Consider the following 24,444-nt stretch of genomic DNA (forward strand, 5'->3'; position numbering starts at 1 on the left):
CAGGAAATATTTTTCGGACAGGACAAAAAACCGGAAGCAGTCCGCACTCTCATCGGTACCATGCAGGAGCACAATGACCAATGCCGTGCCCTGGTCGGTAAAGACTACGCCCTGATTACCGTTCGCCGTTATGAAAGCTGCAAACGCTATCTTGCCGAACTTATCAGACAGAAATACGGAAAGGATGATCTGCCGCTGGCGGAAGTCAACGGTGAGCTGGTACGTGCCTTTGAATTTTATCTGAAAACAGAAAAGGAATGTCAGCAAAATACCGTCATCCGTTATATGAAATGTCTGAAGAAAATTACCAATCTGGCACTGGCCAATGAATGGATAGCCAAAGACCCATTTATCGGTATCAAGTTCCACGAAAAAGAAGTAATCCGTGAGTTTCTTACTATGAATGAACTGTTGACTATTTACCACAAGGAATTTCCTCTGGAGCGAATCACCGTAGTCCGTGATGTTTTTATTTTCGCTGCCTTTACCGGTCTGGCTTTCATTGACGTACAACAGCTTTCCCCTGAGCATATCGTAAAAGACAACAACGGAAACCTGTGGATCAGGAAGCCACGTCAGAAAACAAAGAACATGTGTAATATCCCGCTGTTGGATATTCCTTTGGAAATCTTGAGGAAATATGCGGATTATCCTTCCTGCAAAAAGAAAGGAGTATTGCTGCCTGTCCCCTGCAATCAGAAGATGAACAGCTACCTGAAAGAGATTGCCGACCTATGCCTGATAAAGAAGAACCTGACTACACACCCCGCCCGCCACTCGTACGCCACATCTGTTTGTTTAGCCAATGGGGTAAGCATTGAGAATGTAGCCAAAATGCTCGGTCACTCCAATATCAAGATGACGCAGCACTATGCAAGGGTACTCGACAGTTCCATTCTGAAAGATATGAATAATGTAAGGGATGTACTTTCAAATTGCTTGTAGCTTATGAAAAGAGAAATTATCCATATAACAGAAGACGGCAAGATTGTTATTCCTACTGTCCATCCTGATAAGATTCGTATGGACGAAGCCGAACTCGTCGGCTTGTTCAATGTGGTTGCACCGACTTTACGAGCAGCGAAAAGAAGAATATATAAACTTGAGATATTGCAACCATTCACCGCAGAACAACGTATTCCGTTAAAAGAGGGGTATCAGGTAGTCTATAACCTGGAAATGATATTTGCGCTTGCCTTTCAGATTAATACTTATCCGGCCCAACAATTACGTGAGTATATAATCAGTAGACTGTTCCAAACTGAAAAGTCAATGGTTATCTGCATGGTGAATGGTAACCATAAGTCATATCTAAAATGCTGATAAATATTGATTTTACTATTTCATGCGGATAATAAGCCGCAAAATTTGCGGTTAATTATCCACATATAATAATATAAAGGAATATACTCTCATAAAAATGTTTTAGATCTTTAATATTCCAATTAATTGTAACACTCAAAATAATAGAGCAATTTTACAAAATATCAATCAAATATCATTATGGTAAAAAAGAATAGAAATATTTTAAGAAACAAAGGAAAAGGAATTAAACTCAATCAATTATTGAAATTATATAAACAATGTAAACATAAACATTGTCCCATTCTTATGCTTCACAAAAAACAACATTCATCAATGAATGAATGTTCTATTTTTAATTCAAGTGAAACAGTAGAATATACATATCCACAAAAAAATGATGTTTTAATCAAGAAACCATCAGACTACAGTTCTTTGTCAATGGTAAGACAGAGCAATAATTTGAAGGAAATTTTAATACCAGAAGGATATTACACAATTGCCATCGATGCTTTAATAAAAGCGCAAAATAGCAATAATAATATAACGAAAGATTCTTTAATTTTCCCAATCCTATTCTGTTTTAGGCATTATTTAGAAATAATAATGAAGGATACTATTAGAGAATTCAAAATAGCAAATAACGAAATTACACTTGAACAAATTGGCTATGACAAGGAACATAGCTTATTAACAATTTGGAATCAATTAAAAAAGTATATACAACAGATTCAAACAGTAGAATGTCAAGCCTTTGAGAAACTTATAAATGAAATACATCGAATTGATAATAAATCATTCAGTTTCAGATATGCCTATGTTGGGACTAATAATAATGAAGAAAATATTAATCCAATATTCAAAAATGAAATTGATATCGATTTAGACAACCTAAAATCTGTTATGGAAAAAATGCACAATTTTATTGAAGGTATTTCGGAATTAACTTATCAAAATTAGTAGCAAATCAATCATCTACATTATTTTGTATAAAATTCCTCTATTTACGAAATCCTGTATAGTAAGTACTTGTCATCCCCATGCCCGAAGATTTATAATTGTTCATCATACAAGCATAAAGGCTGTGTGCCGATTTGGATAAACCAATGTCACACAGCCTTTATGCTTATCTTTTATTTACCACTCATATATGCTTCCCGATAATTCTCCTGAAGCATTTTCTCAATATCACTCTCCCGATAAAGTATCTTACCTCCCAACTGGTAATAGGATATTCTCCCTTCATTACGATAATCCTGAAGCGTACGCCTGCTCAGTTTCAATTGTGCCGACACTTCCTTGTCGGTCAGATAGCGTTCACCGCCCAGTACGGGACGGTTTCCGACCGCCAGTTTCTCAATCCCGACCAGCATACGGTCAAGACTTCCCATGATACGTTGTACCCATTCTCTGCTGTCTGTTCTCAGTTCACTCATGTTATTATGGATTTAGTGGTTATTGTTTAACTGTTATATGTTACGTCCTCTGTAAATAGCCTCTTTTCTTCTTTCCTCAACTTTCTTGACGATACCCTGCACATCTTCCGGCTTATAGAATATCTTGTGATTGATTTGGGAAAAAGGCAGGGTGCCGTTATCACGGAGTGTCTGTAAGGTACGGGGCGAAATGTTCAGATACCGGCACACGTCCTGATTGTCCATCCACTTGTGCAGCGTCCTGTCATTTTCCCGGTTGCAAATTTCCATGACCCGATGCTCAAAGTATTCAAACTTACGCACCAATTCTTCAAACAGTTGTTTTTCTATTCCTACAAATTCCATATCGTTTCCTTTTTTGTTGATTGATGTTTATTCTTTTTTAGTTGTTTGCGACAAAGAAAAGCCATATATTCTGAAAGGCAATGGTTTCCGCTTAACTGGCAGCATGTGGCGCTGATTATCCTAATTATGAGGCCACTTTCATATCCTTTTCTTCAAATATCCCTATATTCAGGGACTCCATCCAATAACGATTTACAGAATAAAATATCTATGAACCTGATTCAATAAAGGTCCATAGCAATGGATAAGGAATGTTTTATTTCCATGTAACCTTACTTCATCACTTTTCCAAGCCATTGATTAGATAAAGAAGCAAAGAAGTGTTCCTTCAATAATTCACAAACATGAATGTTTACAACAGTACGACAATACGACATTAAGTCAGTAAATATTCAAGTCAATAGAACAGTAACTGTTTGAATCCCCGGTTCATTGTTTCATCAAACAGGAAAAATACCGCATTCCACACCGATTGCCCTGCATACAAACTGCAACAGGCCACATTGTTGCCACATCCCGACCAACTGTTTGACTATTGGAAACTTATATTCTTTTTTTGCCAGACAATTCATTCCGAGATATATCGGAACATGGCAAACAAAATGAGAAAATACATGATGAACAGAAACGGAAAAACAGGCCTGTCCCCTCCATAAGATGATACCGACAACGGTATTATTTCTCCCGGATTTATAAGGAGCATATTCAGAGATGCTCAAAATAGCGGGATTCTGGTTTTTAGTGGGGCAAGTTTGTGTTTCGGGCAGACCGAAACCGCTTGCTCCCACTACAAGAGGCAGTGAGAGGTTCATCCCGCTGGTCTAATCAGTACATTCATTTTATACAATAGTCAACAGATGGAAAAGAAACAGAATACAGAACGAAACAACAAGGGCGGCCGTCCTCCCAAGAGTACGACCGACAAACTGAAATACCGTGTTACCGTGAAACTGGCGACACCGGATTACTATACACTGAAAAGCAGGGCAAGAAGCGCAGGCATATCGGCTAGCGAATACCTGAGGGAATGTTTCCGTAAAGGATATGTACGGCAAAGACTTACAGCAGAACATTCCGACTATATCCGTAAGCTATGCGGTATGGCGAACAATCTGAACCAGCTGGCTCATAAGGCAAATGCCGGAGGATTCGATACGGCAAAGCTGGAATGCCGTGTACAGGTGGCAAGAATCGAAGAACTGCTGAACCATATCCTGCTATGATTGCGAAGATTGTAAAGGGAAGCGGATTCCGTGAGGTTACCGGCTATATCATTGACAGTAAAAAGGATGCCAGGATTATCGCACATGCCGGCTTGTTCATTGAGGATGTTAACACAATAACAAAGGCTTTCGAAGCACAGGCCGGCATGAATCCGAAAGTATCCAGACCGGTCGGACACATTGCACTGGGATTTTCCAAAGAGGATGAAAGCAGGCTGACCAGCCGGATTATGGCAGAAATAGCTTTGGAATACATGGGACGGATGGGCATAAGGAACACACAGTTCTTTATAGCCAGACATTTCGACAAGGAGCATCCCCATATACATATTGCCTACAACCGGATAGACAATGATGGCAGGACCATATCCGACAAAAACGAGCGGTTACGGAGTGCACGCATCTGCAAGGAACTGACCTTGAAATATGGTCTGCACATGGCCAAAGGCAAGGATCATGTCAAGACTGAACGCTTGAGGGAACCGGACAAGACAAAATATGAACTTTACAGTCTGCTTAAAGCGGAAGTCAGAAAGGCCGGAAACTGGAAGGAGCTGATTGCCGGATTAAACGAAAAGGGAGTGGATGTACGGTTCAAATACAAGGGAAATTCAGATGAAGTACAGGGTATCGTGTTCATCATGAACGGCTATTCCTTCAGCGGCTCCAAGATAGACAGACAGTTCAGCTATACCAAGATAGATGCCGCGTTAAAGACACCGTCACATTCGGAAACCCAAAGACAGGTAGCTGTTCAGAGTGAACCAACATGGCAACAGGAATCGCATGGCAGTGAATTGTACAGCGGTTCTTTAGGTCTGTTCACTTTGAACCCGCAAACGGAACAACCAGAAGGTTATTCGGACGATTATTTCAGAAAGAAGAAAAAGAAAAAACAACGTAAAATAAGATGGTAATTTTTATCCCTTCATTGTTCTCATTCCATATATTATCAGTATATTTGCCTTATACGCCAATAAAAGGATATACAATGAAAGATATAAATAGGATTAAAGTCGTTTTAGTTGAGCAAAAGAAAACAGGTAAATGGCTTGCGGAGCAATTAGGAAAAGATCCATCTACTGTGTCTAAATGGTGTTCAAACAAAATGCAACCGTCTCTGGAGATGTTGATGCAAATTGCTGAGAAATTGGATATTGATGTAAGAAACTTGATTGTAACTACTAAGCAATAATTATGGGAACAAATTTCTTTACTAACGAAAAAGAAAATACCCTCCTTGAAAAGATAGAAGGAGTTTTCAAGTATAAAAAAGTGCATTTCTTTGATGCGCTTGTAGGGTATTTCAGAGCTTCCGGATATTTTAGAATCCGAAAGTTTATTCAACAGACCCCACATATTAGAATCTTAGTAGGCATCAATGTGGACAAGCTGACTTATCAGGCCAACCAGCAGGGATTGCTTTTTAATCCAAACGACGAGCAGTCACAAGAGGAATTCTTCAATGATATAAAAAAGAATATCCAAGAGGCTAAGTACGACAAGGAAGTGGAAGACGGAATGTATCAGTTTATTGAAGATATTGTTTCCGGCAGAATAGAAATGCGTATTCATCCCAAACAAAACATACATGCCAAGATCTATATCTTTCGTGAAGAAGTATATCATCCTCATGGCTATGGTTCTGTCATTACTGGCTCCAGCAATTTGACAGAAGCCGGACTGGAGAAAAACTTTGAATTTAATGTAGAACTAAGATATGATGATGATATTCAGTTTGCTACAGAAACCTTTGAGAAGCTATGGGCTGAATCTGTCGCGATTGATATCACACATATTGAGAAAATAAAAAAAGAATCTTATCTGAATACTGAATTTACGCCATATGAAGTTTACCTGAAGTTCCTTTTAGAATACTTTGGACGTAGTATAGATTTCGATCCAAATTCAGTGTCAGACTTACCTAAAGGGTATAAAAAATTATCTTATCAGGTTGATGCCGTAAATGATGGTTACTCAAAAATGATGAAACATAACGGTTTTTTCCTGTCCGATGTAGTTGGATTGGGAAAGACCATTGTTGCTGCCCTCATTGCCAAGAAATTTTTCTTTGCTAACGGATTCCCAATGCATCGCTCTCATACATTGATTATTGTTCCGCCAGCTCTTAAAGAAGGTTGGGAAAGAACAATGACAAAGTTTAAACTTGACAATTACAAGATTATCACAAATGGAAGCTTGCATAAAATAAAGGATCCGTCACTTTATGATTTGGTTATCGTTGATGAAGCCCATAAATTCAGAAGTGATACAGCATCTATGTACAACGATCTACAGAAACTTTGCAAGACTAAAACTCTGCATGCTGATGGTAGCCTGCACGATAAGAAAGTGATACTTGTTTCTGCAACTCCGTTGAACAACAGGCCCGAAGATATAGCCAACTTGGTTTATCTGTTTCAGGATTCCAAAGACAGCACTTTGGAAGAAGGAAATTTACAGCGTTTCTTTCGTGAACAAATCGATAAATACAAGAAGGTAAAAAAGCAAAAAGATATAGAGCAAATATCTAAAGAGATAAAAGCTATTTACGAAAAGATTCGAACAAAGGTAGTTGAACCATTAACCGTTCGTCGTACACGTACGGATTTAATGGAAAATGAAGCATATCGGAAAGATTTGGAAGAACAAAATGTACATTTTCCTGATGTAAAGCCTCCCCATAAGATTTACTATCAGTTGGATGCTGAATTAGAAGCATTGTATGATAAAACAATCCATTATTTAGGAGGTAAAGAAAATAATGTATTGAAATACTATCGCTATCAGGCAATTAAATATTTGGTTCCAAAGAAAAAAGCCAAGTATAAAAAAGCAGATATGATATCCATTCAATTGGCAGGTATTATGAAAACATTGCTTGTCAAGCGAATAGACAGTAGTTTCTATGCATTCAAGCAATCTCTGAAGAGATACTATCAGGCCAACAAAGTTATGTTAGGCATGTTTGAAAAAGGCGTAATATATATAGCTCCGAATCTGAAAGTTAATGAATTATTAAGCGAAGGAAAGGAAGAAGAACTGATTCAATTGATAGAAGAGGCGCAATATACCGACCCAACGATTGAAATATGTACCCCTGAAGACTTTGAGCCTGGATTTAAGGAAGGCTTGGAAGATGACGGACATATTTTGGAAGAACTGGTGGAAGCATGGAATAAAATAACATACGACCCGAAATTGGATATTTTTATAAATGAATATCTGAAAAGTAAACTGTTTGACAAGTCAATCAATCAGGAAGGTAAGCTTGTTGTTTTTTCTGAAAGTAAGGAAACTACCAAGTACTTGTCAGATACATTGAAAGCAAACGGGTTTAACCGTGTTTTGACTGTTCAGAGTGATAATCGTAACGACAAGATGCCTGTCCTTGAGGCTAATTTTGATGCCAATTATAAAGGAGAGAAAAAAAATGATTATAATATAGTTATTTCTACTGAGGTGCTGGCTGAAGGTGTAAACCTGCATCGTGCCAATGTTATCGTCAATTACGATACACCTTGGAACTCTACCAGACTGATGCAACGAATTGGGCGTGTAAACCGTATCGGAAGTACAGCCAAAGAGGTGCATATATTCAACTTCTTTCCTACGGCCAAAGTAAACAACGACATAGAGCTGGAGAAAAAAGCCAAAATGAAACTCTTTGCTTTCCATGCTGCTTTGGGTGAAGACAGCCAAATTTATTCAACAGATGAAAATCCAGAAAGTTTCGGGCTATTTGATAAGAATGCAGATGAGGAAAGAGACGAGAAATTGCGGTATCTGATGTGGCTTAGAAAGCTAAAAGAGGATGATCCGGACTTAATAAAACGAATATGCAAAATGCCTTTAAGAGCCCGTGTAGGAAGAAAGAGCAAGCTTATTCCTATGAGTACCATTGCGTTTATTCGAAATAAAAGAAGAGATGCCTTTACTTTCATTCGTGAAGACGGAAGCATAGAAGAACTTACCTTTCTGGAAGCTGTGAAAGAATTTGAGGCAAGGCTGGAAGAGCAAGCTGTTCCTTTGCATGACAAGCATCATGAGCAAGTAGCAAAAGCGATAGAAGTTTTCTCAGAGAAAGAAGAAGATGCAAAAGCTGCTACCAAGAAAGTGATTACTACCCAAGGTCCAAATGAGAAAAAAGCTCTGGCGTATCTTGATGGATTTTTGCATGTCCCTAACGTAACAGATGAGGAGTTGACTCTGATAGAAAAGGCCAAACGTGCTATATCTACAGGAAAATTCCAACAGTTGCAGCGGGACATAAACAAATTGCAAAGTGCCACAAAAAAAGCTCCAGTTAAAATAGTTGTTCTTTTAGAACAACTTATGAGAATAATAACTTCTTACCCACTTGAACATGTTGAGTTAAACACTCATGAAATTCAAGGTGTAAACCTTATAAAAGCGACAAAGGAGTTAGTACCGGAAATTATTATCTCCGAAAGTTTTAATTTTTAATTATTACAAGCATGACATCAAAAGAATTACAAAATAAGTTATCTACCAGATTTAATTTCGATGAGTGGAAAGACATATTGACAGAGATGTTTCCAAAGGTCGAATTCTTCACTCGTGTTAATCAGGTTTCCCATAATTTGATTAAAGACGGAGGACAAGCAGGTTTGATTCGTTTGGATGATGGCCGTTCATTAGCTATATACACTTTTGAAGTTAATGACAATGTTCTTATTAACCGTAATCGTAAAGGATTGCGTGAAATAACCGCAAGGACTATTGATCAGTCTGTCATTCATGGTGTTTTAGCTTTTTACTATTCAAAAAATGTTTCTGATTATCGTCTGACTTTTATAGCGAAACAAACCTCATTCAACGAAGACGGAGAACTGACAAAAACAGAAACAGCACCTAAAAGATACACATTTCTTTTAGGTGAAAATGAGCCGTGTAGAACAGCTACAGATCGTTTATACGAATTAATATCCAAAAAGAAGAACAGTTCTATCTATTTGGCAGATGTAACAGATGTTTTCTCTGTTGAGCGTCTGAATAAGGAGTTCTTTGCCGGATATAAGGCTCAATATGCTAAATTCCTTCAACACCTTTCCGATAACAAACAAAACCGTGACTATGTCAAGAAACTGCTTGGTCGATTGGTGTTTCTGCAATTTCTTCAGAAAAAGGGCTGGATGGGTGTTCCTGCCTCACGCTCTGATTGGAAAGGTGGAGACAAAAACTATCTTAGTCATTTGATCGAACGTTACAACGGGAATAATCGTCTGTTAAGCGATGTACTAGAGCCCCTATTTTTTAATACACTGAATGAAAAGCGCGAAGGAGATATAGCCAATACCAGATTGGGAGAAGATATCAAGATTCCATACCTTAATGGCGGTCTGTTCGAGAAAGATAACATCGACAAATTGGATATAGATTTTCCATATTCCTATTTCAAGGAATTGATGGATTTCTTCGCTATGTACAATTTTACCATTGATGAAAACGACCCAGACGACAGTGAGGTGGGTATCGATCCGGAAATGTTGGGTCATATCTTTGAGAATCTTTTGGAGGACAATAAGGATAAAGGTGCATTCTATACCCCAAAGGAGATTGTACAGTATATGTGTCGTCAGAGCGTTATACAATATTTGAAGACTTATGAATCTGACGAGCAATATTCCGAACCAATAGAACAACTTATAAACAAAGGAATTATTATGCCTATACTCCAAACAAAGAGTGTGGCATCTCGCTTTATACAATTGCTTAAGGAAGTAAAAGTATGCGATCCAGCGATTGGTTCGGGTGCATTTCCTATGGGTATCCTTTATGTATTGTATCACGCAATGCATCACTTACATTCACATGCAGAACCTCACGGAAACTTTGATTCTACTCAAACTAAACGAGATATTATTCAGAACAACATATTCGGAGTTGATATAGAACAGGGTGCAGTAGATATTGCACGTTTGCGTTTTTGGCTAGCATTAGTTGTTGATGCCGATGAGCCACAACCACTTCCTAACTTAGATTACAAAATCACTTGCGGTAATTCACTTCTGAGTCGCTATCCTATAGATGCGCCTATTGAGAATGTTTTTGTTGAATATAATAAAGGTAAAAATGAAAGTGAAAAAATAACACTTCCCAAATATAAAGAGTTGGTAAGCAACTATACTGATACATCTAATCATGAAACAAAGAATTTTTTTCGACAGACTATTGAAGCGATAAAAAAAGCCTTTAAAACAGAACTGAGCCGACAAGAAAAAGAAAGTATCTCAAGGTTAAAAGGCAAAATATTAGCTTTAGAAGCTCCTATGCTTTTGGGTGAACGTACACAAAAAGAAAAGACCGAATTAAAAAAATTAAAAGAACAATTAGTCAAAAAAGAAGAATTTCAAGCTAATATCATTAATAATAGACTTTATACCGATGCTTTTGAATGGCGGTTTGAATTTCCTTCACTACTTGACGAAAAAGGTAATTTTACAGGCTTTGATATCATTATAGGGAATCCGCCTTATCTAAGAATTCAAGGCATCAGAGATGTAAATCCACTATTTGCAGACGAACTTGTCAAAAAGTATCAGTCTGCAACAGGTTCTTTTGATCTTTATGTAACATTTGTAGAACGAGGGCTGCAAATTATTAAGCAACAAGGGATTGTTAACTATATTATGCCCGTTAAATGGACAAATGCAGCTTTTGGCAAAGGACTGCGTACAATTATTTCTGAAAATAAAGCAGTACACCAAATCATTAATTTTGGAGCATATCAAGTGTTTAATGCTTCTACATATACAGCGCTTCAATGGTTTATACCTAGCAGTAATAAGCTATTGTATTATGAATTAGATAAAAATCTTACCACTAATCAGGAACTGGATTTATATTTGAAATCACTCAACAACAAAAAAGTATCTAAAATAAATGCCGATAAGCTTAATAAAGAGGCGTGGGTGCTAACGACCGGTTGTACAACTGAAATATTAGAAAGATTGGAAAACCATTCTCGGTGTATTAGAGATATATTCGAGAAAATATTTCAAGGTATCGCAACGGGTAAAGATGACGTTTATTTTTTGTATGATTGCACAGAAGAAAACGGCTTATTAGTTGGCTACTCCAGACAACTCGGATATCAAGTTTGTATTGAACAGGGCTTAGTGAAACCTTTATTGAAAGGTGAAGATGTGCATCGTTATGATCATCTTTTAACAGATCGATTTGTGATATTCCCATATAAATTAGAAAGTGGAAAAGCAATTCTGTATACAGAAAAAGAGATAGGAGATCTATTCCCAAAAGGATACAATTATTTGAAGAGATGTGAGGATGTTCTTCGCACAAGAGAGAAAGGTCGGTTTAATATTGATGGAGAATGGTTTCAATATAGCAGGAAACAAGGTATTTTATTTGCCAAATTTGAGAAATTAGTTGCACCAGATATTTCTATGGGCGGAAATTTTGCATATGATGAAAAAGGAATTTTTTATCAAACGACAACAGTCTATGGATATGTTAAAAGAATGGAAGTAAAGGAAGGTTATAAATTTTGGTTGGCTTTATTCAACTCTCGTTTGTTTTGGTGGTATTTGAAAAATACAGGGACAGTATTGGCAAATGGGTTCTTTAGATTTAAGCCAGATTATATAAAACCATTTCCTGTTCCTGAAATGCAACAAACAAGTAAAGGAGAAAAAATAGTTGAAAGACTAACAGATTTTTTACTTTATCTATACGATAAGAATAGTACAGATATTCTTACTCATACAAGTAACAAAAGGTTGGCAACACATATAGAAGAGATTATTGACATGATTTTCTATGAATTATATTTTGAACGACATATGAAAGATAATCAGATTGATGTAATAGCTGATTTGAGCAACTATGATTGGACTGGAAAATCTGATGCTACAACAATAGAAGCATTCTATAAATGGTATCAACAATCAGAAAATATGGTTCGGCAAAAAATAATGCTATTAGACACCAGAAGCAATAATTTTATTTATCAAATTCACAGAACAGCAACAATATGAGCAAAATTTCACAAATTTCATTGTCCAACTTCAAGTTTTTCAACAAAGAAGAAGTAATAGATATAAACAACAACCATTTGCTTTTGTACGGAGAAAATGGAAGTGGTAAAAGTTCCTTGTTCTGGGGAATATATACTCTCTTAGAAGCATCTTTCAAGCAACCGATAGAAACAGACAAATACTTTCAAGCTTTCGGTACCAATGATGAATCTTTAGTTAACGTCTATGCTGTGAAAAAGATTTGTCCAATTACAAATAAGGAACATTGTGATTCTTACATAAAGATAAAATCCGATAATAATACAGAGTATGTATTGTCTTTGTTGGACAGTACCATTTGTGGAAATACTAATGCTCAAGAATCGCGTAAAGCAACTGATTTTATTAATTATCAATCAATCTTTAAGTTTCAGGATTTCAAGAATAGCGAGACCCCTGATCTGTATGAGGTTTTTAATTATTCTGTATTACCTTATGTTACTTTTCCGTCTTTTCCGCTAAAAGGTAAAATCTTAACTAATGCGGGTTTAATGTGGGAAGAATATAAAAACGGTCCAGGAAAGACTATAAATTACAAGGGTGATACAATACTAGTATATAAACATAGTCCGGAATATAAGAACTTTCTTGCATTTGAAAAACATTTTAATGAAAACTTTACAAAGTTGGTGGATTTTATAAATGCTCATGGGGCTGATTTTGTTAAGAAACTTGGATATAACATTAAATTTGAATTAAAATATACTCCACCAGCCCACATTAAGAAAGATAAAAATTATGAATGGACAGCTTTCCGTATAGATTTGATTATCACAAGTTACAACGGTCAAATGGTTCAAATTAAAAAACCACAATCATTTCTTAATGAGGCAAAAATGTCAGCAGTAGCTGTTGCCATTAGATTGGCAATCATAGACTACCGCATAAATACAGCTGTCCCAGACGCATTAAAAGTATTAGTGTTGGATGATTTAATGATAAGTCTAGATATGGGTAATAGAGATAAACTTATGGACTTATTGTTGGATGATTTTGCCAATAGATATCAAATCTTATTTTTCACCCATGATAGAATGCTTTTTGATTTTGTTAATTATAAAATTAAACAGCATAAACAAAATACAGAATGGTTAAGAAAAGAAATGTATGTAGGCGAAGATGATATCACAAAGCGGGAATATCCTGTGCTATTGGATTCGGAAACAGATATTTCACGTGCAATGAAACACTATAAAAACTTTGATTTTCCAGCCTCTGCAAATTATTTGCGTAAAGCCGTTGAAGCCTTGGTAAAAGATACATTTCCACCGAAGTTTTTGTTGCAAGATAGTGGATTACCACATGATAAATTGCGTAGCATTCTTGATTTCTCAGTCAAGTTCTTTAGAAAAATACCTAAATTCGATATATCCAAATTATTATTATTAATAAGAAACTTAGACATATTGTTAAATCCTTTATCCCACAAAATATCGGAAACAACAGTGTATAAGACAGAATTAAAGGAAGTTTTTGTAATCATTAATAGTCTAAAAACGCAAATTGGGGCCATGTGTATCAAAGAAATTTTGCCACGTAAGAGCAAAGTCTATTTGTATTTTAAAGAAAATGCACAAACTACACAAAAGTATGAAATAGAACTACAAGAAGAAATGTACACATATGAAATGAATGCTAATAAAAACATATATCAACCTAATGCGAGATCTCTTCGTAGTTGTACTATTACAAATGGAATTGAAGGCGAGTTTAATAAGAACGAACGTTACAAGGGAACGTTAGAAGACATCTGTAAAAAAGTTCATTCTTTTAAGAGGCAAATGTACAATAACAATTACTTGGAATTATATAAAAATTCCCAAGATACTAAATTAATAAATATCTTATAGACTAATGAAGAAACTAAGTTTTGATTCGACACCAACGTTAAAGGGTATTGTATTTCAGTTTCTTGTCGCACTTGATAGATGTTTTGAAATGCAAGAGGGGGAGTCTGTTTTTATTGAAACGTTTGGCGATGTATCTGTGTTAGGTGGAGATAATCCTACACAGATTGAATCAAAATGTTATAAAACAGATTTAACCGATTTAGACGAGAATGTTTGGAACACTATTCATAACTGGATGCGAGATAATTTTCCTATAGAAAAGTTTAGTTCATTATTTTTGCTTACAACTCAAAAGGCAGGAAAAAAATCCGAATGGGGAGGTTGGAACAAAAAAGGATTAGAGGATAAATTAAAGACGCTTAATCACATAAAAGAACGTTTTGATAAAAAGAAGCGGAAGTCTGAGAAACTGACATCAATGATGGATGTCATATTTGATGCATCGAAAAGTCAACGATTGGCAGAAATCGCCAAAAAGCTATTTATTGATTGTTTGGATACAGATGACGAACAGTACTATAAGAGCCTCTTAAATAGGGACAAATCGATTCCAAAGATTCAAAGAAACAAATATATTAATTCTTTGCTTGGTTGGATTATCAGACCACAAAAAGAATGGGCTATTTCCAATGAAGAATTTGAGAAAGAAGCGCAGGAAATTGCTGAAAAATTAAGAAAAAACACTGTAGTGTTTCCAGATAAATTGCAATTGACAGATATAAAGAACGAAGAATATGAAGAAAATGAATTTGTTAGGAAGATAAAAGATATAGAATATGAGGAAGTCATTCCTGAAGCTGTAGATGACTATGTGCATACGGTTTCATTAATAGAACAAGAACTGAGGGAATCATTAGCGATAAGTAGCCAGTTTGAAGAGTATGAAAAATCTGTAGAAAAAAGATACAGGACAGAATATCGTAAGGCATCCAGAATTAACGAAATGAAAGAACTATTGAAAAGGTCTCAGGACCTATATGATAATGTAACATTGGCAAATGATGGTACATTTCATACTTACAACTCTGTGCCTTCATATTTTCATAATGGAGTTATGCAAATACTTGCAAATGATAAAGATGACATTGTTTGGCTTTTAAAAGAACATAAAGATGAGTAAGCTTATTGAAAATATATCCACACTACAAAGTAATATTTTTATCCTTACGCCGATTCTTATTTCATTTTATAGGAATCTACAACCAAAGGACAAAAACATTCTTTTGGCATATTTTGTATTTCCATTGGTCTTGAACTCTGATTTTTTAGACACAATCACAACTGTTTCCAGAGCATCTAGATTAAGCAGAATAACAAATAATAAAGAAATAATGGCAGGATTTGAAGAACGATTCGAATATTTTAAAGACATTACCAATCGCTGTCTTCAATATGCTTTAGAGTGTGGATATATAAAAATAAATGATGATTTAAGTGTAACTGTTTTGGCGGATAATAACCTCCAAATAGATTGTAGATTGTCAAAAAGTATCAATCTTGCATCGCAACTACATAAGATATTTACACGAAATGTTATAAACACATATTACGCATTTGGAATTTACAAATTATGAGAAGCTATATTAAATATCTTGGTGTAATAGACAAATTAGACAACTGTCATTACATCTGTTTGAAAGAAGGACTTAATATCATAACAGGACGTTCTTCTACGGGTAAAAGTGCTATTATCGAATTGTTTGATTATTGTACTGGCAATTCCGAAAACACGATCCCTGAAGGTGTTATAACTGACAATGCAGAATTATATTTTGTTGTTATACATGCAAAAGAAACGTATTTGGTTATTGCTCGTACACAGAATAAAAAATCAACTGAGGCCTTTTATAAAATTGAAACAGAAGAAATTGATATTGAGCATCTTGGTAAAGCTTATTTTAAGCAAGAATATTTTGTTCAATTAAAAAGTTTTAGAGACGAGCTTGGTCGATTCTTTGGAATTAACATTTCTGACACCGACGAAAGCGAAGAAGCTTTGAAATTCAAGCCTAGAAAAGGTAGACCATCATTCCGCAATATGGTTTCTTTTATGCTTCAGCATCAGAATCTGGTTGCAAACAAACATTCGCTATTCTATCGTTTTGATGAGAAAGAGAAAAGAGAAAGAGTGATTGATGAGTTTAAAATATTTGCAGGATTCGTTGACCAACAATACTATATTATCAACAGAGAGTTAGAGGAAAAACGCCAAGAACTAGAAAAATTCAACAGAGAGTTTAGCAACTTTGAATCACAGAAAAACGAAAGAGCAATAATGCTTGATGAGCTCAGAGCAGAATATCTTTCGATTAGCGGATATGAATTATTCCCTACGATTACTAGTGCTCAAATGTTAAGTATGCCACAAATCTATATTGATAAGTTGGAGAAAATAAAAATAGAAGTCAATGAAGATTCTGATGAGTATAAGAAATTGTATTTAGAATTGATTCGACAAAAGAATGATTTATTGGCACAAAGAAGAAGAGTATCTCTAAAATTAGAACATATAAACTCTTCTATTAATTATGTTAGAAACTACGCTGAAAAGATAGATAAATACCAACCTATCACGGAAGCAATAAGAGGAAAAGCGGTATGCCCTTTCTGCCATCATGAGTCAACAGTAACAGAAGATGCTGCCAATAAATTAAGGATTGCTATTGAGTGGCTAAACGAAGAATTAAGAAAGTCTCCTCAAAGAGAAGATTCATTCTTGCCACAAAAACGTGAATACGAAAAAGCAATATCTTTAATAAATTCAGAATTGAGGAAGATTAATTCCGAAATAAACAGAATTATAGAAACAAACAATAGGTTAGAGAAAAACAAGTCATTAGATGAACAATCATTAAAACTAAAGCTTAGAATTGAAAACGAATTGGAATGGACAAAAAACATGTTCATTCAATTTGATAGCAAAAAAATTGAAGAGACTAAAAAACAAATCAATCAGCTGGAATATATTCTGCAGACAAAATATAATGTTCAACAAAAGCTAGATAATGCAGAAATATTTATTAATAAGGCAATGAATGACATGGGTAAAAATCTTGATTTTGAAAGTTCTTACCAGCCAATTAATCTGCATTTTGACATTCATACGTTTGAATTGTATCATTTGAAAAATAATGGAACAAAAGTTTATTTAAGAAATATGGGAAGTGGTGCAAATTGGTTGTATTCACATGTTTGTTTATTTTTTGGTATTTTAGAATTCTTTGTATCATTAGGAGAGAAATCAACCATTCCAACAATTTTGTTCCTTGACCAACCCAGTCAGGTTTATTTTCCAGCAACAATAGATACGGCATCTGAATTTAATGCAAAGGATCTGAAACAGAAAGAAGGGAAAGAGGCTGATGACGACTTGCGGGCAGTTACAAATCTTTTCATTCAAATTGCCAATACATTATATTCCATGCAAAAAAAATATGGATTTATGCCTCAAGTCATAATATCAGACCATGCGGATAATCTGAATTTAGGAAAATACAATTTCAATAATTATGTTGTATGTAGATGGCGTGGTAAAGATAAGGGCTTCATGGATATCTTGAAAATCAAGCATTCAAAAGAAATAAGCAACACAGAAATAAATGAAGATAAATAATGCGTATGAACGAAGAGAATAAAATAATTCTATATCAGGACGATAACGAAATAACTCGTGTATCGGTACGCTTTGCCGATGAAGATTTATGGCTGACACAGAGTCAGTTAGCAGAGATATATGACACATCACAACAGAATATTAGTCAGCATATAGACAATATCTACAAGGATGGAGAACTTATTGCAGAAGCAACTAACAAGAAATTCTTGTTAGTTCGTCAGGAAGGCAATCGTCAAGTAAGGCGTAATATAGACCATTATAATCTCGATATGGTCATAGCTTTGGGATATCGTGTCCAGTCTCAAATAGCAACACGCTTCCGGCGTTGGGCGACACAACGTTTACATGAATATATTCAGAAAGGTTTTGCGATGGACGATGAACGGCTGAAACAGGGAGGAAACCGCTATTTCCGAGAGTTATTGCAGCGTATCAGGGATATTCGCAGTAGCGAACGAAATTTTTACCAGCAGGTTACGGACATATATGCTACAGCTACGGACTATGATCCTCGTAGTGAAATGACTAAAACTTTTTTCGCCACCGTGCAAAACAAACTGCATTATGCGGTTCATGAGAATACAGCTGCTGAGGTAATATATAACCGTGTGGACAATGAAAAACCGTTTGTCGGAATGACTAATTTCAAAGGTAATTACGTAACCAAAGATGATGTAAAAATTGCGAAAAATTATTTGTCAGAAATAGAGCTGCAACGGCTGAATCTGTTAGTTTCAGGATTTCTTGATTTTGCAGAATTCCAGGCATTAGAGATGAATCCTATGTCTATGAAGGACTGGATAGAAGCTCTTGACAATCAGATTATAGCTCACAAACGAAAAATCCTGATTGGTAAAGGTAATATTTCACATAAACAAGCCATAGAAAAAGCTGAAAAGGAATTTGAGATATACCGCAATCGAGAAATGGATATGCTTGAAAGTGATTTCGACAAAGAGGTTAAAAGATTAAACAAGAAATAAAGTGATATTATAATATGAATAATGCAATTGATTTAGCCTTTCTTACGGTAAAAGTAGCTACATTAAAAGATGAGAAAGCAAAAATGATTGTTGAAGGTGCTTCTTTAGCATATAACATAGCTCAAGTTACCCGTTTCCGTTCTATGATTGTGGAATTATCACAAATATGCAACTATATTGTGTACAAAGCTAGAATCACAGGAGAATGCACACAAGGAGAATATGATTTAGCTTTGGAGTGCCAACGGCAAATTGAAGAATGCAACAAACAAATAGCCAAACATGAAACAATGACTATGGTAGATGGTATATCTTTGCTTATTGATATGCTTGGTAATTTGAATAAAAAATAAATCGGTTGGAATTCCACACCGAGGTGGAGCAAAAACACAAGGCATCTGCTTGTATTTCAAAATAAAGCGTTACCTTTGTCGTATAATAAGAAATCGACTCCGCAAGACACTGCAAAATACAGCAAGCCTCCGGTGGAGCAATAGCGGGAGATTACGTCTTTAGCTAAAAGATATATCAAAGATATTCAGCCACTTATCGTTAGATTACGATTCCTGGTGGCACCACTTTCAAGAAAAGCAAAAGACAGTAAAATCCTGATTTCATTTAGAAATCAGGATTTTTTGTTTTCTCATGGTGTCCCTAATATGGCAAAATATTACCAATCGAGGTGGAACAAAAGGTGGAGATAAAAGATAGAGCAAAAATCTCCACCGAATTAGAATCATCTTTGCTGATTGATATTTATTGCTTTGACGTATTCCGTTGAAAGAGGCGAACGGGGACTATAATCTGGAAATGGCACTCTCTGCCTGGCTCTCGGTGCCTGATGTGCGATGATGACCTCCCAAAGGTTCTGTGAAACGAAAGAGAGTATTCTGATTCCGAGAGAATTTTTTCTTGTTTATCGTTTTTATTGATCTTAATAAATTCTTTCCAGCAGTTTATTGCCTAGCAGGGGGCGATAGTGTCCAGCCTCATAATAGTTGTGGTAATCTTTTGTGAATTCGTTAATGCCGCTGAAATCATATACATTCTCTTTTCCGAAAATGTCTTGCAAGATTTTTCTGTCATCCGCGTGTAGTTCTCTCTGAATATAATCCGGGCTGATGATGATACGTACGGAGGTGCCATGACGGTGCAGGATTTCCTTGATTTCATCCAGTATTATCCGTTGCCTTTGAAATATGGCTGGTGCAGCTATCGAGACCGTGCCATCACGTTCAGGAAACTCCTTTTTACGGTTGCTCCAATATGCTTCGCCTTCCTGTTCAATCTGTTTCTCACGAGGATTGAGCGCGTCATTATTCTTTGGATCTCGTATCCTTCCGTAAGGATTCATTTGCTTCATGTCTGGTTCTACCTTTCCTGTTATGCGATATTTCAGGTATGGGAACAAGAAATCGGGCATTGCGAATGCCTGCATGAACTCCATTTGCACGATAAACGGATTCGCTTCTGATATGGCAGCCGGAAGTATATCTCTGGGCCCTGTCCGGAGCTCGAAATGTGAAAGGGAAGATCGGTCGAGAATCATCAGCACATTCTTTATTTTTGCCCCTTCACGGTCAAGGGCGCGCAGTTTGAGGCTTATCGCTTTTATGGTCTCCCCATTGCCAAAAAGACGGATGGCACGATCGCCGGAATCAAGGTATTTTTCCCATTCTCTGCAACGAAATGCCATAGTACAGGAATTGCCCAAGATAAAGGAGTTGAAATGTACGCTGTCATCATGGTTCTTGTATATTTGCCAGCCTACATGATGTTCGTTCAGCATGACATCAGAATCATACAGGTCATATTTATGAAGTACCATGAAAGGATCATCATAAAGGTATAGGGCTATCAAAGCCCAAAATGGTATGGTGAACAGCATCATCTTCCGCACAAGGCGTAGGAAGGCTGGTCGTTTACGGATATTTGTGCCAGTAATGGTTTCCGGTATCTTTTCCATCAGAATTGTAGATAAATGAAGTCTTCCGTGCCGAACTTGCCATAAGCAAACACGGCAAAAACAATTAAATAATACACTGTCCAGCGAAATAAGGCAGGCTGCTTTTCAAAACGAAGATGTAAGTCGCCTCTGGACATAAAAAAGTCATAAAGCAGTATCAGCAGCAAGGTCGCACCAGTTACGATGCAGATGTGGTCGGACATACCGATATTGATTTCTTTCCAGCTCACATGGCTCTGAAAAGAGATATTCCGCAGAAAATAAAATGCGTCTGAAATGGACTGTGCCTTGAAGAACACCAGCGATACGGCGAAGATGAGGTAGGTGCGGATGACGGAAAGCGTAGCGAACAGCGGTTTGCCGATATATCCTTTTACCTTGTTTCGTATTCTTTCGGTCCTTAGTTCCCATACAATCACAAGCCCTTGTATCAATCCATAGACGGCAAACGTCCATCCTGCACCGTGCCATATACCCAAGGCAATAAAGGTCACCATGAGGCTTGCCGCCATTCCCCATTGTCCCCAACGACGTGTAAACGATGATAGAGGGAGAAAAAGGTAATCCCGCACCCAAGAGGAAAGGGATATATGCCAGCGACGCCAGAACTCGGCTGTGGTCTGGGCGGCAAAGGGATGTGCGAAGTTGGGTGACAGTTTCAAGCCAAACAGCATTCCTGTTCCAATCGCCATATCCGTATAGCCGGAGAAATCAGCATAAAGTTCAATGGGATAGAGAAGGCAGGCCATTAACCGTTCTATACCTGATACCGTGTGCATGGAATGGAACACATCGTCAATATAGGGCGCTATATGGTCGGCAAGGAGCAGTTTTTTTACCAGGCCAACCACAATCAGCTTCAGGCCGTAGGTCATCATGGAATAGGATGCCGGAGAGAGTTTCCGGATTTGCGGAAGCAAATCGGTGGACCGTTCAATAGGACCTGACAGGAACTTCATGAACAGAAGCATATAAAGCAGTAAATTTACCAGATTTCGTTCCGCCTTTTCTTCCTCCCAATAAACTTCCGTCAGGTAGCCGATGGCCTGAAAGGTATAGAAAGACATACCCAATGGGAAAACAATACCTGTGTCTCCGGTTAATCGGTTTGCATATCGGAAACCGATCCAGCAGAGCACAAGGCAGGATATACTGCCCCAGTAAATCAAACGGGAACCTCTTTTTTTCTCACTGGCTTGCTCGACAAGTATTGCTGCACGGTATGTAAAAAGGCTTACAGCCAATGCCGTGACCAGAAATAGGGGATTGAAGTATCCGATGAATACTCCACTTGCCGCAAGTAAAACAAACTTTCGTTTTTGAGTACTGACAAGATGGTATAAGGTGAAACAGAGCAGGAGCAGCAGGACAAATTCAAGGGAAATGAATGACATTGCTTTTTCCTCCTTTCCTATTTGATCTTATTCTTGATGGTATGGCAAAGGTCGCCCACATTCTTCAGTTTCACGATTTCGCGAAACGAAAAACGCACACCGATTTTTTTTTCAATTTCGGTGAGTAGCACCATATTGGTCAGTGAATCCCATCCCTCCACATCGTGGGCGGTAGTGTTTTCGGTCAATGTAATGTCCTCTCTTTTTAATACTTTTCTGAATATTCCGTTCAATATCTCCAATAATTCAGTGGTTTCCATATACTTGATTGCTTTTTAATTTATTGAGTAATGTACTTTAATAGTTGATTCCGGTCAATTTTGTTACTGTTGTTTTGTGGGAAACAAGGGATGAAGTGAATGCGTCGGGGCAACATGTAAGTCGGCAGATGGCTTTGCATATATCGTTCGAGACTTTCCGTATCTTCCGTTTCCTTCTCTATGGCAAGATGCAGTTCGCAATTTCCGTCCGTGGTATAAACCGGCAGCACGACTGCGTTACAGCCATGTTTGTAGAATGTTTTAACGTGGTATTCAATTTCGCCCAATTCTATTCTGAAGCCTTGTATTTTTACCTGCGTGTCTTTGCGACCGCAATACATGATATCTCCGTCAGAATCCGCCAGGCAGAGATCGCCGGTACGGTAATAGAGTTTTCCGGAAGGATCCGTAACAAAGCACTCGGCTGTTTTTCCGGGAGCGCACCAATATCCGTTCATTAGTTGGGGGCCGGCAATCCACAATTCACCGACTTCTCCGGCCGGAAGTGGTTCGCCCGAAGGGGATGCGATCATATACTCCATACCTTGAAAAGGCTTTCCGATTGCCGCCATGCCGTTATGATGTTTGGCCCCTTCAGCAGGGATGACGTACGACGTGCAATAGATGGTGGCTTCGGTCGGTCCGTAGAGATTGGTTACAGTGGCATTGGGTATGCAGGGACGAAATTCGTGAAGCAGATTTACATCGGTGGCTTCGGCGGTGACTACGAGATAACGTAAATCCGGGAAGCTGATTTCCCTGAAATAAGGATGCGATAACCGGAGTACGGAAGGTGCCACTGCCGCAAACGTAAGGCGGTAGCGTTCCATGATATCCAGTACATTCAGATATTTCATTCCTTTTTGCGGAACAGTATAGACACATGCTCCGAGGGTAAGAGGATAAAGGAACGACACGACAGAGACATCAAATGTCAGTTCGAACATCTGAAGCATACGGTCGTTTTCGTCCAATTCCCATCCTAAAGCACGATAAGCCTGGTAGAACGCATTCAAGTTCTTCCGGGATATGGGAACACCTTTGGGTTCGCCTGTACTTCCTGAGGTGAAGATAATGTAAGCAGGCACTTCGGGATCTACGTCATGCGGCACCATGCAGGAATGCGAAGTCGGCTGATTTGAGGTGAGACACACATGTATGGCATTGATGTCCGCAGGAAGCATATTGCCATTCTCTCCACTGTAAAGCAACAGACCAATGCCGGATTGCCGGGCTATCCGACAGTTACGTTCTGCCGGATAATCAGGATGCAATATGACATAAGTCTTTCCGGAAAGTAGCACAGCCAGAATGGATGCGTAGGTTTCCATACGGTTTTCCGCCGTGATGCCAATAACATTTTCTTTGAGGTTTCTCAGCGTTTCACAAATACTTCCGACCAATCCGAACAGTTCCTGATAGGTATAAGTCTGGTCATCAAGAACCAGTGCCGGACGTGTGGCATGACGGTTCGATGCCTGAACTATAGCAGCCAGTATATCTGCATCATTTTTTTTCTTCATAATTTATATTTTCTCAGTTTCAATTTTCTTGTTTTGCTTGTGACTCCTGCTGCATTGTTTTTTCTATGGGGGCATCGGGATTCGTTCCAAGCATCCACAAGAAATATGAGAAAGGCAATACCAATTTCACGGTGTCTTCATTTTTTGTTGTTTCCATCTTTCTTTTCTGTATCATATAATTATTCTCTTTTGAAAATTTTATTTGTGAGGATTTGTTTTTTATATAACAGAGGTTGCGGGGAAAACCCCTATTCCTGATATGTAAATATTAGTTAAATGTAAGCGCGCAAACTTTGCGGACACTATCTGGGCCTTATGTAGACTTTGGAATGGCAGGTAAAAGTAAAAAATCAGATATTCTAAATGGAATATTGATTTTATCTGTATTTTTGTGCGAATCTAAATACAGCTATGATAAAAACAGGTTAGTCTGTTGGTACTTATGAAACCTGTTGGCGGAATTAAAAAACCGCCTGAAAATTAGTA

Annotated in this window: 22 protein-coding genes; 14 read left to right on the forward strand and 8 right to left on the reverse strand. The window is 37.3% G+C overall.

Going from position 1 to position 24,444, the window contains the following annotated elements:
- From DXA74_RS14040 to DXA74_RS14050, 3 genes are all read left to right on the forward strand, one after another.
- Positions 1-945: site-specific integrase (locus DXA74_RS14040; protein ID WP_233550568.1), on the forward strand; the 945-nt coding region annotated here is incomplete at its 5' end.
- Between the two features lie 3 nt (positions 946-948).
- The gene (locus tag DXA74_RS14045; RefSeq protein WP_118528654.1) at positions 949-1,323 is read left to right on the forward strand and encodes a hypothetical protein; all 375 of its coding nucleotides are present in this window, start codon (positions 949-951) and stop codon (positions 1,321-1,323) included.
- Positions 1,324-1,503: 180 nt separating this feature from the next.
- Positions 1,504-2,262: a hypothetical protein gene (locus tag DXA74_RS14050; RefSeq protein WP_118528656.1), complete on the forward strand. Its 759-nt coding sequence runs from the start codon at positions 1,504-1,506 to the stop codon at positions 2,260-2,262.
- Positions 2,263-2,435: 173 nt separating this feature from the next.
- On the opposite strand, the gene DXA74_RS14055 is transcribed toward DXA74_RS14050, so the two are convergent.
- The 3 genes from DXA74_RS14055 to DXA74_RS16245 all read right to left on the reverse strand — a co-directional run bounded on the left by DXA74_RS14055 (position 2,436) and on the right by DXA74_RS16245 (position 3,895).
- Positions 2,436-2,738, reverse strand: a complete 303-nt coding sequence (locus DXA74_RS14055) for a helix-turn-helix domain-containing protein (RefSeq protein ID WP_118528658.1) — start codon at positions 2,736-2,738, stop codon at positions 2,436-2,438.
- A 33-nt stretch (positions 2,739-2,771) separates the two neighbouring features.
- Entirely contained in the window at positions 2,772-3,083 is a 312-nt protein-coding gene (locus DXA74_RS14060) for a helix-turn-helix domain-containing protein (RefSeq protein ID WP_118528660.1), read from the reverse strand.
- Positions 3,084-3,523: 440 nt separating this feature from the next.
- A complete protein-coding gene (locus tag DXA74_RS16245) occupies positions 3,524-3,895 on the reverse strand; it encodes a hypothetical protein (protein ID WP_118400590.1) in 372 nt (123 codons plus the stop codon).
- Positions 3,896-3,940: 45 nt separating this feature from the next.
- Here DXA74_RS16245 and DXA74_RS14065 point away from each other — a divergent pair, with 45 nt between their 5' ends.
- The 11 genes from DXA74_RS14065 (at position 3,941) to DXA74_RS14115 (ending at position 19,168) form a co-directional block, all read left to right on the forward strand.
- Positions 3,941-4,306, forward strand: coding sequence for a MobC family plasmid mobilization relaxosome protein (locus tag DXA74_RS14065; RefSeq protein ID WP_009319097.1), 366 nt, complete (start codon positions 3,941-3,943; stop codon positions 4,304-4,306).
- Positions 4,303-5,223: a relaxase/mobilization nuclease domain-containing protein gene (locus DXA74_RS14070; RefSeq protein ID WP_118528662.1), complete on the forward strand. Its 921-nt coding sequence runs from the start codon at positions 4,303-4,305 to the stop codon at positions 5,221-5,223. The genes DXA74_RS14065 and DXA74_RS14070 overlap by 4 nt, the downstream gene beginning before the upstream one ends.
- Positions 5,224-5,297: 74 nt before the next feature.
- On the forward strand, positions 5,298-5,501 hold the full coding sequence (locus DXA74_RS14075; protein WP_118528686.1) for a helix-turn-helix transcriptional regulator: 204 nt from the start codon (positions 5,298-5,300) through the stop codon (positions 5,499-5,501).
- 2 nt (positions 5,502-5,503) lie between these two features.
- The gene (locus tag DXA74_RS14080; protein WP_118528664.1) at positions 5,504-8,773 is read left to right on the forward strand and encodes a helicase-related protein; all 3,270 of its coding nucleotides are present in this window, start codon (positions 5,504-5,506) and stop codon (positions 8,771-8,773) included.
- An 11-nt stretch (positions 8,774-8,784) separates the two neighbouring features.
- Positions 8,785-12,327, forward strand: coding sequence for a TaqI-like C-terminal specificity domain-containing protein (locus DXA74_RS14085; RefSeq protein WP_118528666.1), 3,543 nt, complete (start codon positions 8,785-8,787; stop codon positions 12,325-12,327).
- The gene (locus DXA74_RS14090) at positions 12,324-14,216 is read left to right on the forward strand and encodes an AAA family ATPase (RefSeq protein ID WP_118528668.1); all 1,893 of its coding nucleotides are present in this window, start codon (positions 12,324-12,326) and stop codon (positions 14,214-14,216) included. The genes DXA74_RS14085 and DXA74_RS14090 overlap by 4 nt, the downstream gene beginning before the upstream one ends.
- A gap of 4 nt (positions 14,217-14,220) precedes the next feature.
- Complete coding sequence (locus DXA74_RS14095; RefSeq protein WP_118528670.1) at positions 14,221-15,336, forward strand: hypothetical protein; 1,116 nt, start codon at positions 14,221-14,223, stop codon at positions 15,334-15,336.
- Positions 15,329-15,790: a three component ABC system middle component gene (locus DXA74_RS14100; protein ID WP_118528672.1), complete on the forward strand. Its 462-nt coding sequence runs from the start codon at positions 15,329-15,331 to the stop codon at positions 15,788-15,790. Before DXA74_RS14095 ends, DXA74_RS14100 begins: the two co-directional genes overlap by 8 nt.
- Entirely contained in the window at positions 15,787-17,829 is a 2,043-nt protein-coding gene (locus tag DXA74_RS14105; RefSeq protein ID WP_118528674.1) for a DUF3732 domain-containing protein, read from the forward strand. Before DXA74_RS14100 ends, DXA74_RS14105 begins: the two co-directional genes overlap by 4 nt.
- 5 nt (positions 17,830-17,834) lie before the next feature.
- Complete coding sequence (locus tag DXA74_RS14110; protein WP_118528688.1) at positions 17,835-18,815, forward strand: virulence RhuM family protein; 981 nt, start codon at positions 17,835-17,837, stop codon at positions 18,813-18,815.
- Positions 18,816-18,829: 14 nt separating this feature from the next.
- Positions 18,830-19,168: a hypothetical protein gene (locus DXA74_RS14115; RefSeq protein WP_118528676.1), complete on the forward strand. Its 339-nt coding sequence runs from the start codon at positions 18,830-18,832 to the stop codon at positions 19,166-19,168.
- A 581-nt stretch (positions 19,169-19,749) separates the two neighbouring features.
- Here the strand turns inward: DXA74_RS14115 and DXA74_RS14120 are convergent.
- From DXA74_RS14120 to DXA74_RS16365, 5 genes are read right to left on the reverse strand one after another with little or no spacing between them, the layout of a single operon-like run.
- Positions 19,750-20,781: a histidine kinase gene (locus DXA74_RS14120; RefSeq protein WP_118528678.1), complete on the reverse strand. Its 1,032-nt coding sequence runs from the start codon at positions 20,779-20,781 to the stop codon at positions 19,750-19,752.
- A complete protein-coding gene (locus DXA74_RS14125) occupies positions 20,781-22,175 on the reverse strand; it encodes an MBOAT family protein (protein WP_118528680.1) in 1,395 nt (464 codons plus the stop codon). Before DXA74_RS14125 ends, DXA74_RS14120 begins: the two co-directional genes overlap by 1 nt.
- A gap of 17 nt (positions 22,176-22,192) precedes the next feature.
- Positions 22,193-22,435: an acyl carrier protein gene (locus DXA74_RS14130; protein WP_118528682.1), complete on the reverse strand. Its 243-nt coding sequence runs from the start codon at positions 22,433-22,435 to the stop codon at positions 22,193-22,195.
- Positions 22,436-22,455: 20 nt separating this feature from the next.
- Positions 22,456-23,958: an amino acid adenylation domain-containing protein gene (locus tag DXA74_RS14135; RefSeq protein ID WP_118528684.1), complete on the reverse strand. Its 1,503-nt coding sequence runs from the start codon at positions 23,956-23,958 to the stop codon at positions 22,456-22,458.
- 19 nt (positions 23,959-23,977) lie between these two features.
- Positions 23,978-24,133, reverse strand: coding sequence for a hypothetical protein (locus DXA74_RS16365; RefSeq protein WP_158576085.1), 156 nt, complete (start codon positions 24,131-24,133; stop codon positions 23,978-23,980).
- Positions 24,134-24,444 lie beyond the last annotated feature (311 nt).

This window comes from Bacteroides sp. OF04-15BH, from assembly GCF_003477995.1.
Taxonomy (GTDB): domain Bacteria; phylum Bacteroidota; class Bacteroidia; order Bacteroidales; family Bacteroidaceae; genus Paraprevotella.

What these genes read in the sequence shown, in the direction of transcription:
- DXA74_RS14045 (WP_118528654.1), top strand. Translation starts at nt 949, where the DNA reads ATGAAAAGAGAAATTATCCATATAACAGAAGACGGCAAGATTGTTATT.
- DXA74_RS14050 (WP_118528656.1), top strand. Translation starts at nt 1,504, where the DNA reads ATGGTAAAAAAGAATAGAAATATTTTAAGAAACAAAGGAAAAGGAATT.
- DXA74_RS14055 (WP_118528658.1), bottom strand. Translation starts at nt 2,738, where the DNA reads ATGAGTGAACTGAGAACAGACAGCAGAGAATGGGTACAACGTATCATG.
- DXA74_RS14060 (WP_118528660.1), bottom strand. Translation starts at nt 3,083, where the DNA reads ATGGAATTTGTAGGAATAGAAAAACAACTGTTTGAAGAATTGGTGCGT.
- DXA74_RS16245 (WP_118400590.1), bottom strand. Translation starts at nt 3,895, where the DNA reads ATGAACCTCTCACTGCCTCTTGTAGTGGGAGCAAGCGGTTTCGGTCTG.
- DXA74_RS14065 (WP_009319097.1), top strand. Translation starts at nt 3,941, where the DNA reads ATGGAAAAGAAACAGAATACAGAACGAAACAACAAGGGCGGCCGTCCT.
- DXA74_RS14070 (WP_118528662.1), top strand. Translation starts at nt 4,303, where the DNA reads ATGATTGCGAAGATTGTAAAGGGAAGCGGATTCCGTGAGGTTACCGGC.
- DXA74_RS14075 (WP_118528686.1), top strand. Translation starts at nt 5,298, where the DNA reads ATGAAAGATATAAATAGGATTAAAGTCGTTTTAGTTGAGCAAAAGAAA.
- DXA74_RS14080 (WP_118528664.1), top strand. Translation starts at nt 5,504, where the DNA reads ATGGGAACAAATTTCTTTACTAACGAAAAAGAAAATACCCTCCTTGAA.
- DXA74_RS14085 (WP_118528666.1), top strand. Translation starts at nt 8,785, where the DNA reads ATGACATCAAAAGAATTACAAAATAAGTTATCTACCAGATTTAATTTC.
- DXA74_RS14090 (WP_118528668.1), top strand. Translation starts at nt 12,324, where the DNA reads ATGAGCAAAATTTCACAAATTTCATTGTCCAACTTCAAGTTTTTCAAC.
- DXA74_RS14095 (WP_118528670.1), top strand. Translation starts at nt 14,221, where the DNA reads ATGAAGAAACTAAGTTTTGATTCGACACCAACGTTAAAGGGTATTGTA.
- DXA74_RS14100 (WP_118528672.1), top strand. Translation starts at nt 15,329, where the DNA reads ATGAGTAAGCTTATTGAAAATATATCCACACTACAAAGTAATATTTTT.
- DXA74_RS14105 (WP_118528674.1), top strand. Translation starts at nt 15,787, where the DNA reads ATGAGAAGCTATATTAAATATCTTGGTGTAATAGACAAATTAGACAAC.
- DXA74_RS14110 (WP_118528688.1), top strand. Translation starts at nt 17,835, where the DNA reads ATGAACGAAGAGAATAAAATAATTCTATATCAGGACGATAACGAAATA.
- DXA74_RS14115 (WP_118528676.1), top strand. Translation starts at nt 18,830, where the DNA reads ATGAATAATGCAATTGATTTAGCCTTTCTTACGGTAAAAGTAGCTACA.
- DXA74_RS14120 (WP_118528678.1), bottom strand. Translation starts at nt 20,781, where the DNA reads ATGGAAAAGATACCGGAAACCATTACTGGCACAAATATCCGTAAACGA.
- DXA74_RS14125 (WP_118528680.1), bottom strand. Translation starts at nt 22,175, where the DNA reads ATGTCATTCATTTCCCTTGAATTTGTCCTGCTGCTCCTGCTCTGTTTC.
- DXA74_RS14130 (WP_118528682.1), bottom strand. Translation starts at nt 22,435, where the DNA reads ATGGAAACCACTGAATTATTGGAGATATTGAACGGAATATTCAGAAAA.
- DXA74_RS14135 (WP_118528684.1), bottom strand. Translation starts at nt 23,958, where the DNA reads ATGAAGAAAAAAAATGATGCAGATATACTGGCTGCTATAGTTCAGGCA.
- DXA74_RS16365 (WP_158576085.1), bottom strand. Translation starts at nt 24,133, where the DNA reads ATGATACAGAAAAGAAAGATGGAAACAACAAAAAATGAAGACACCGTG.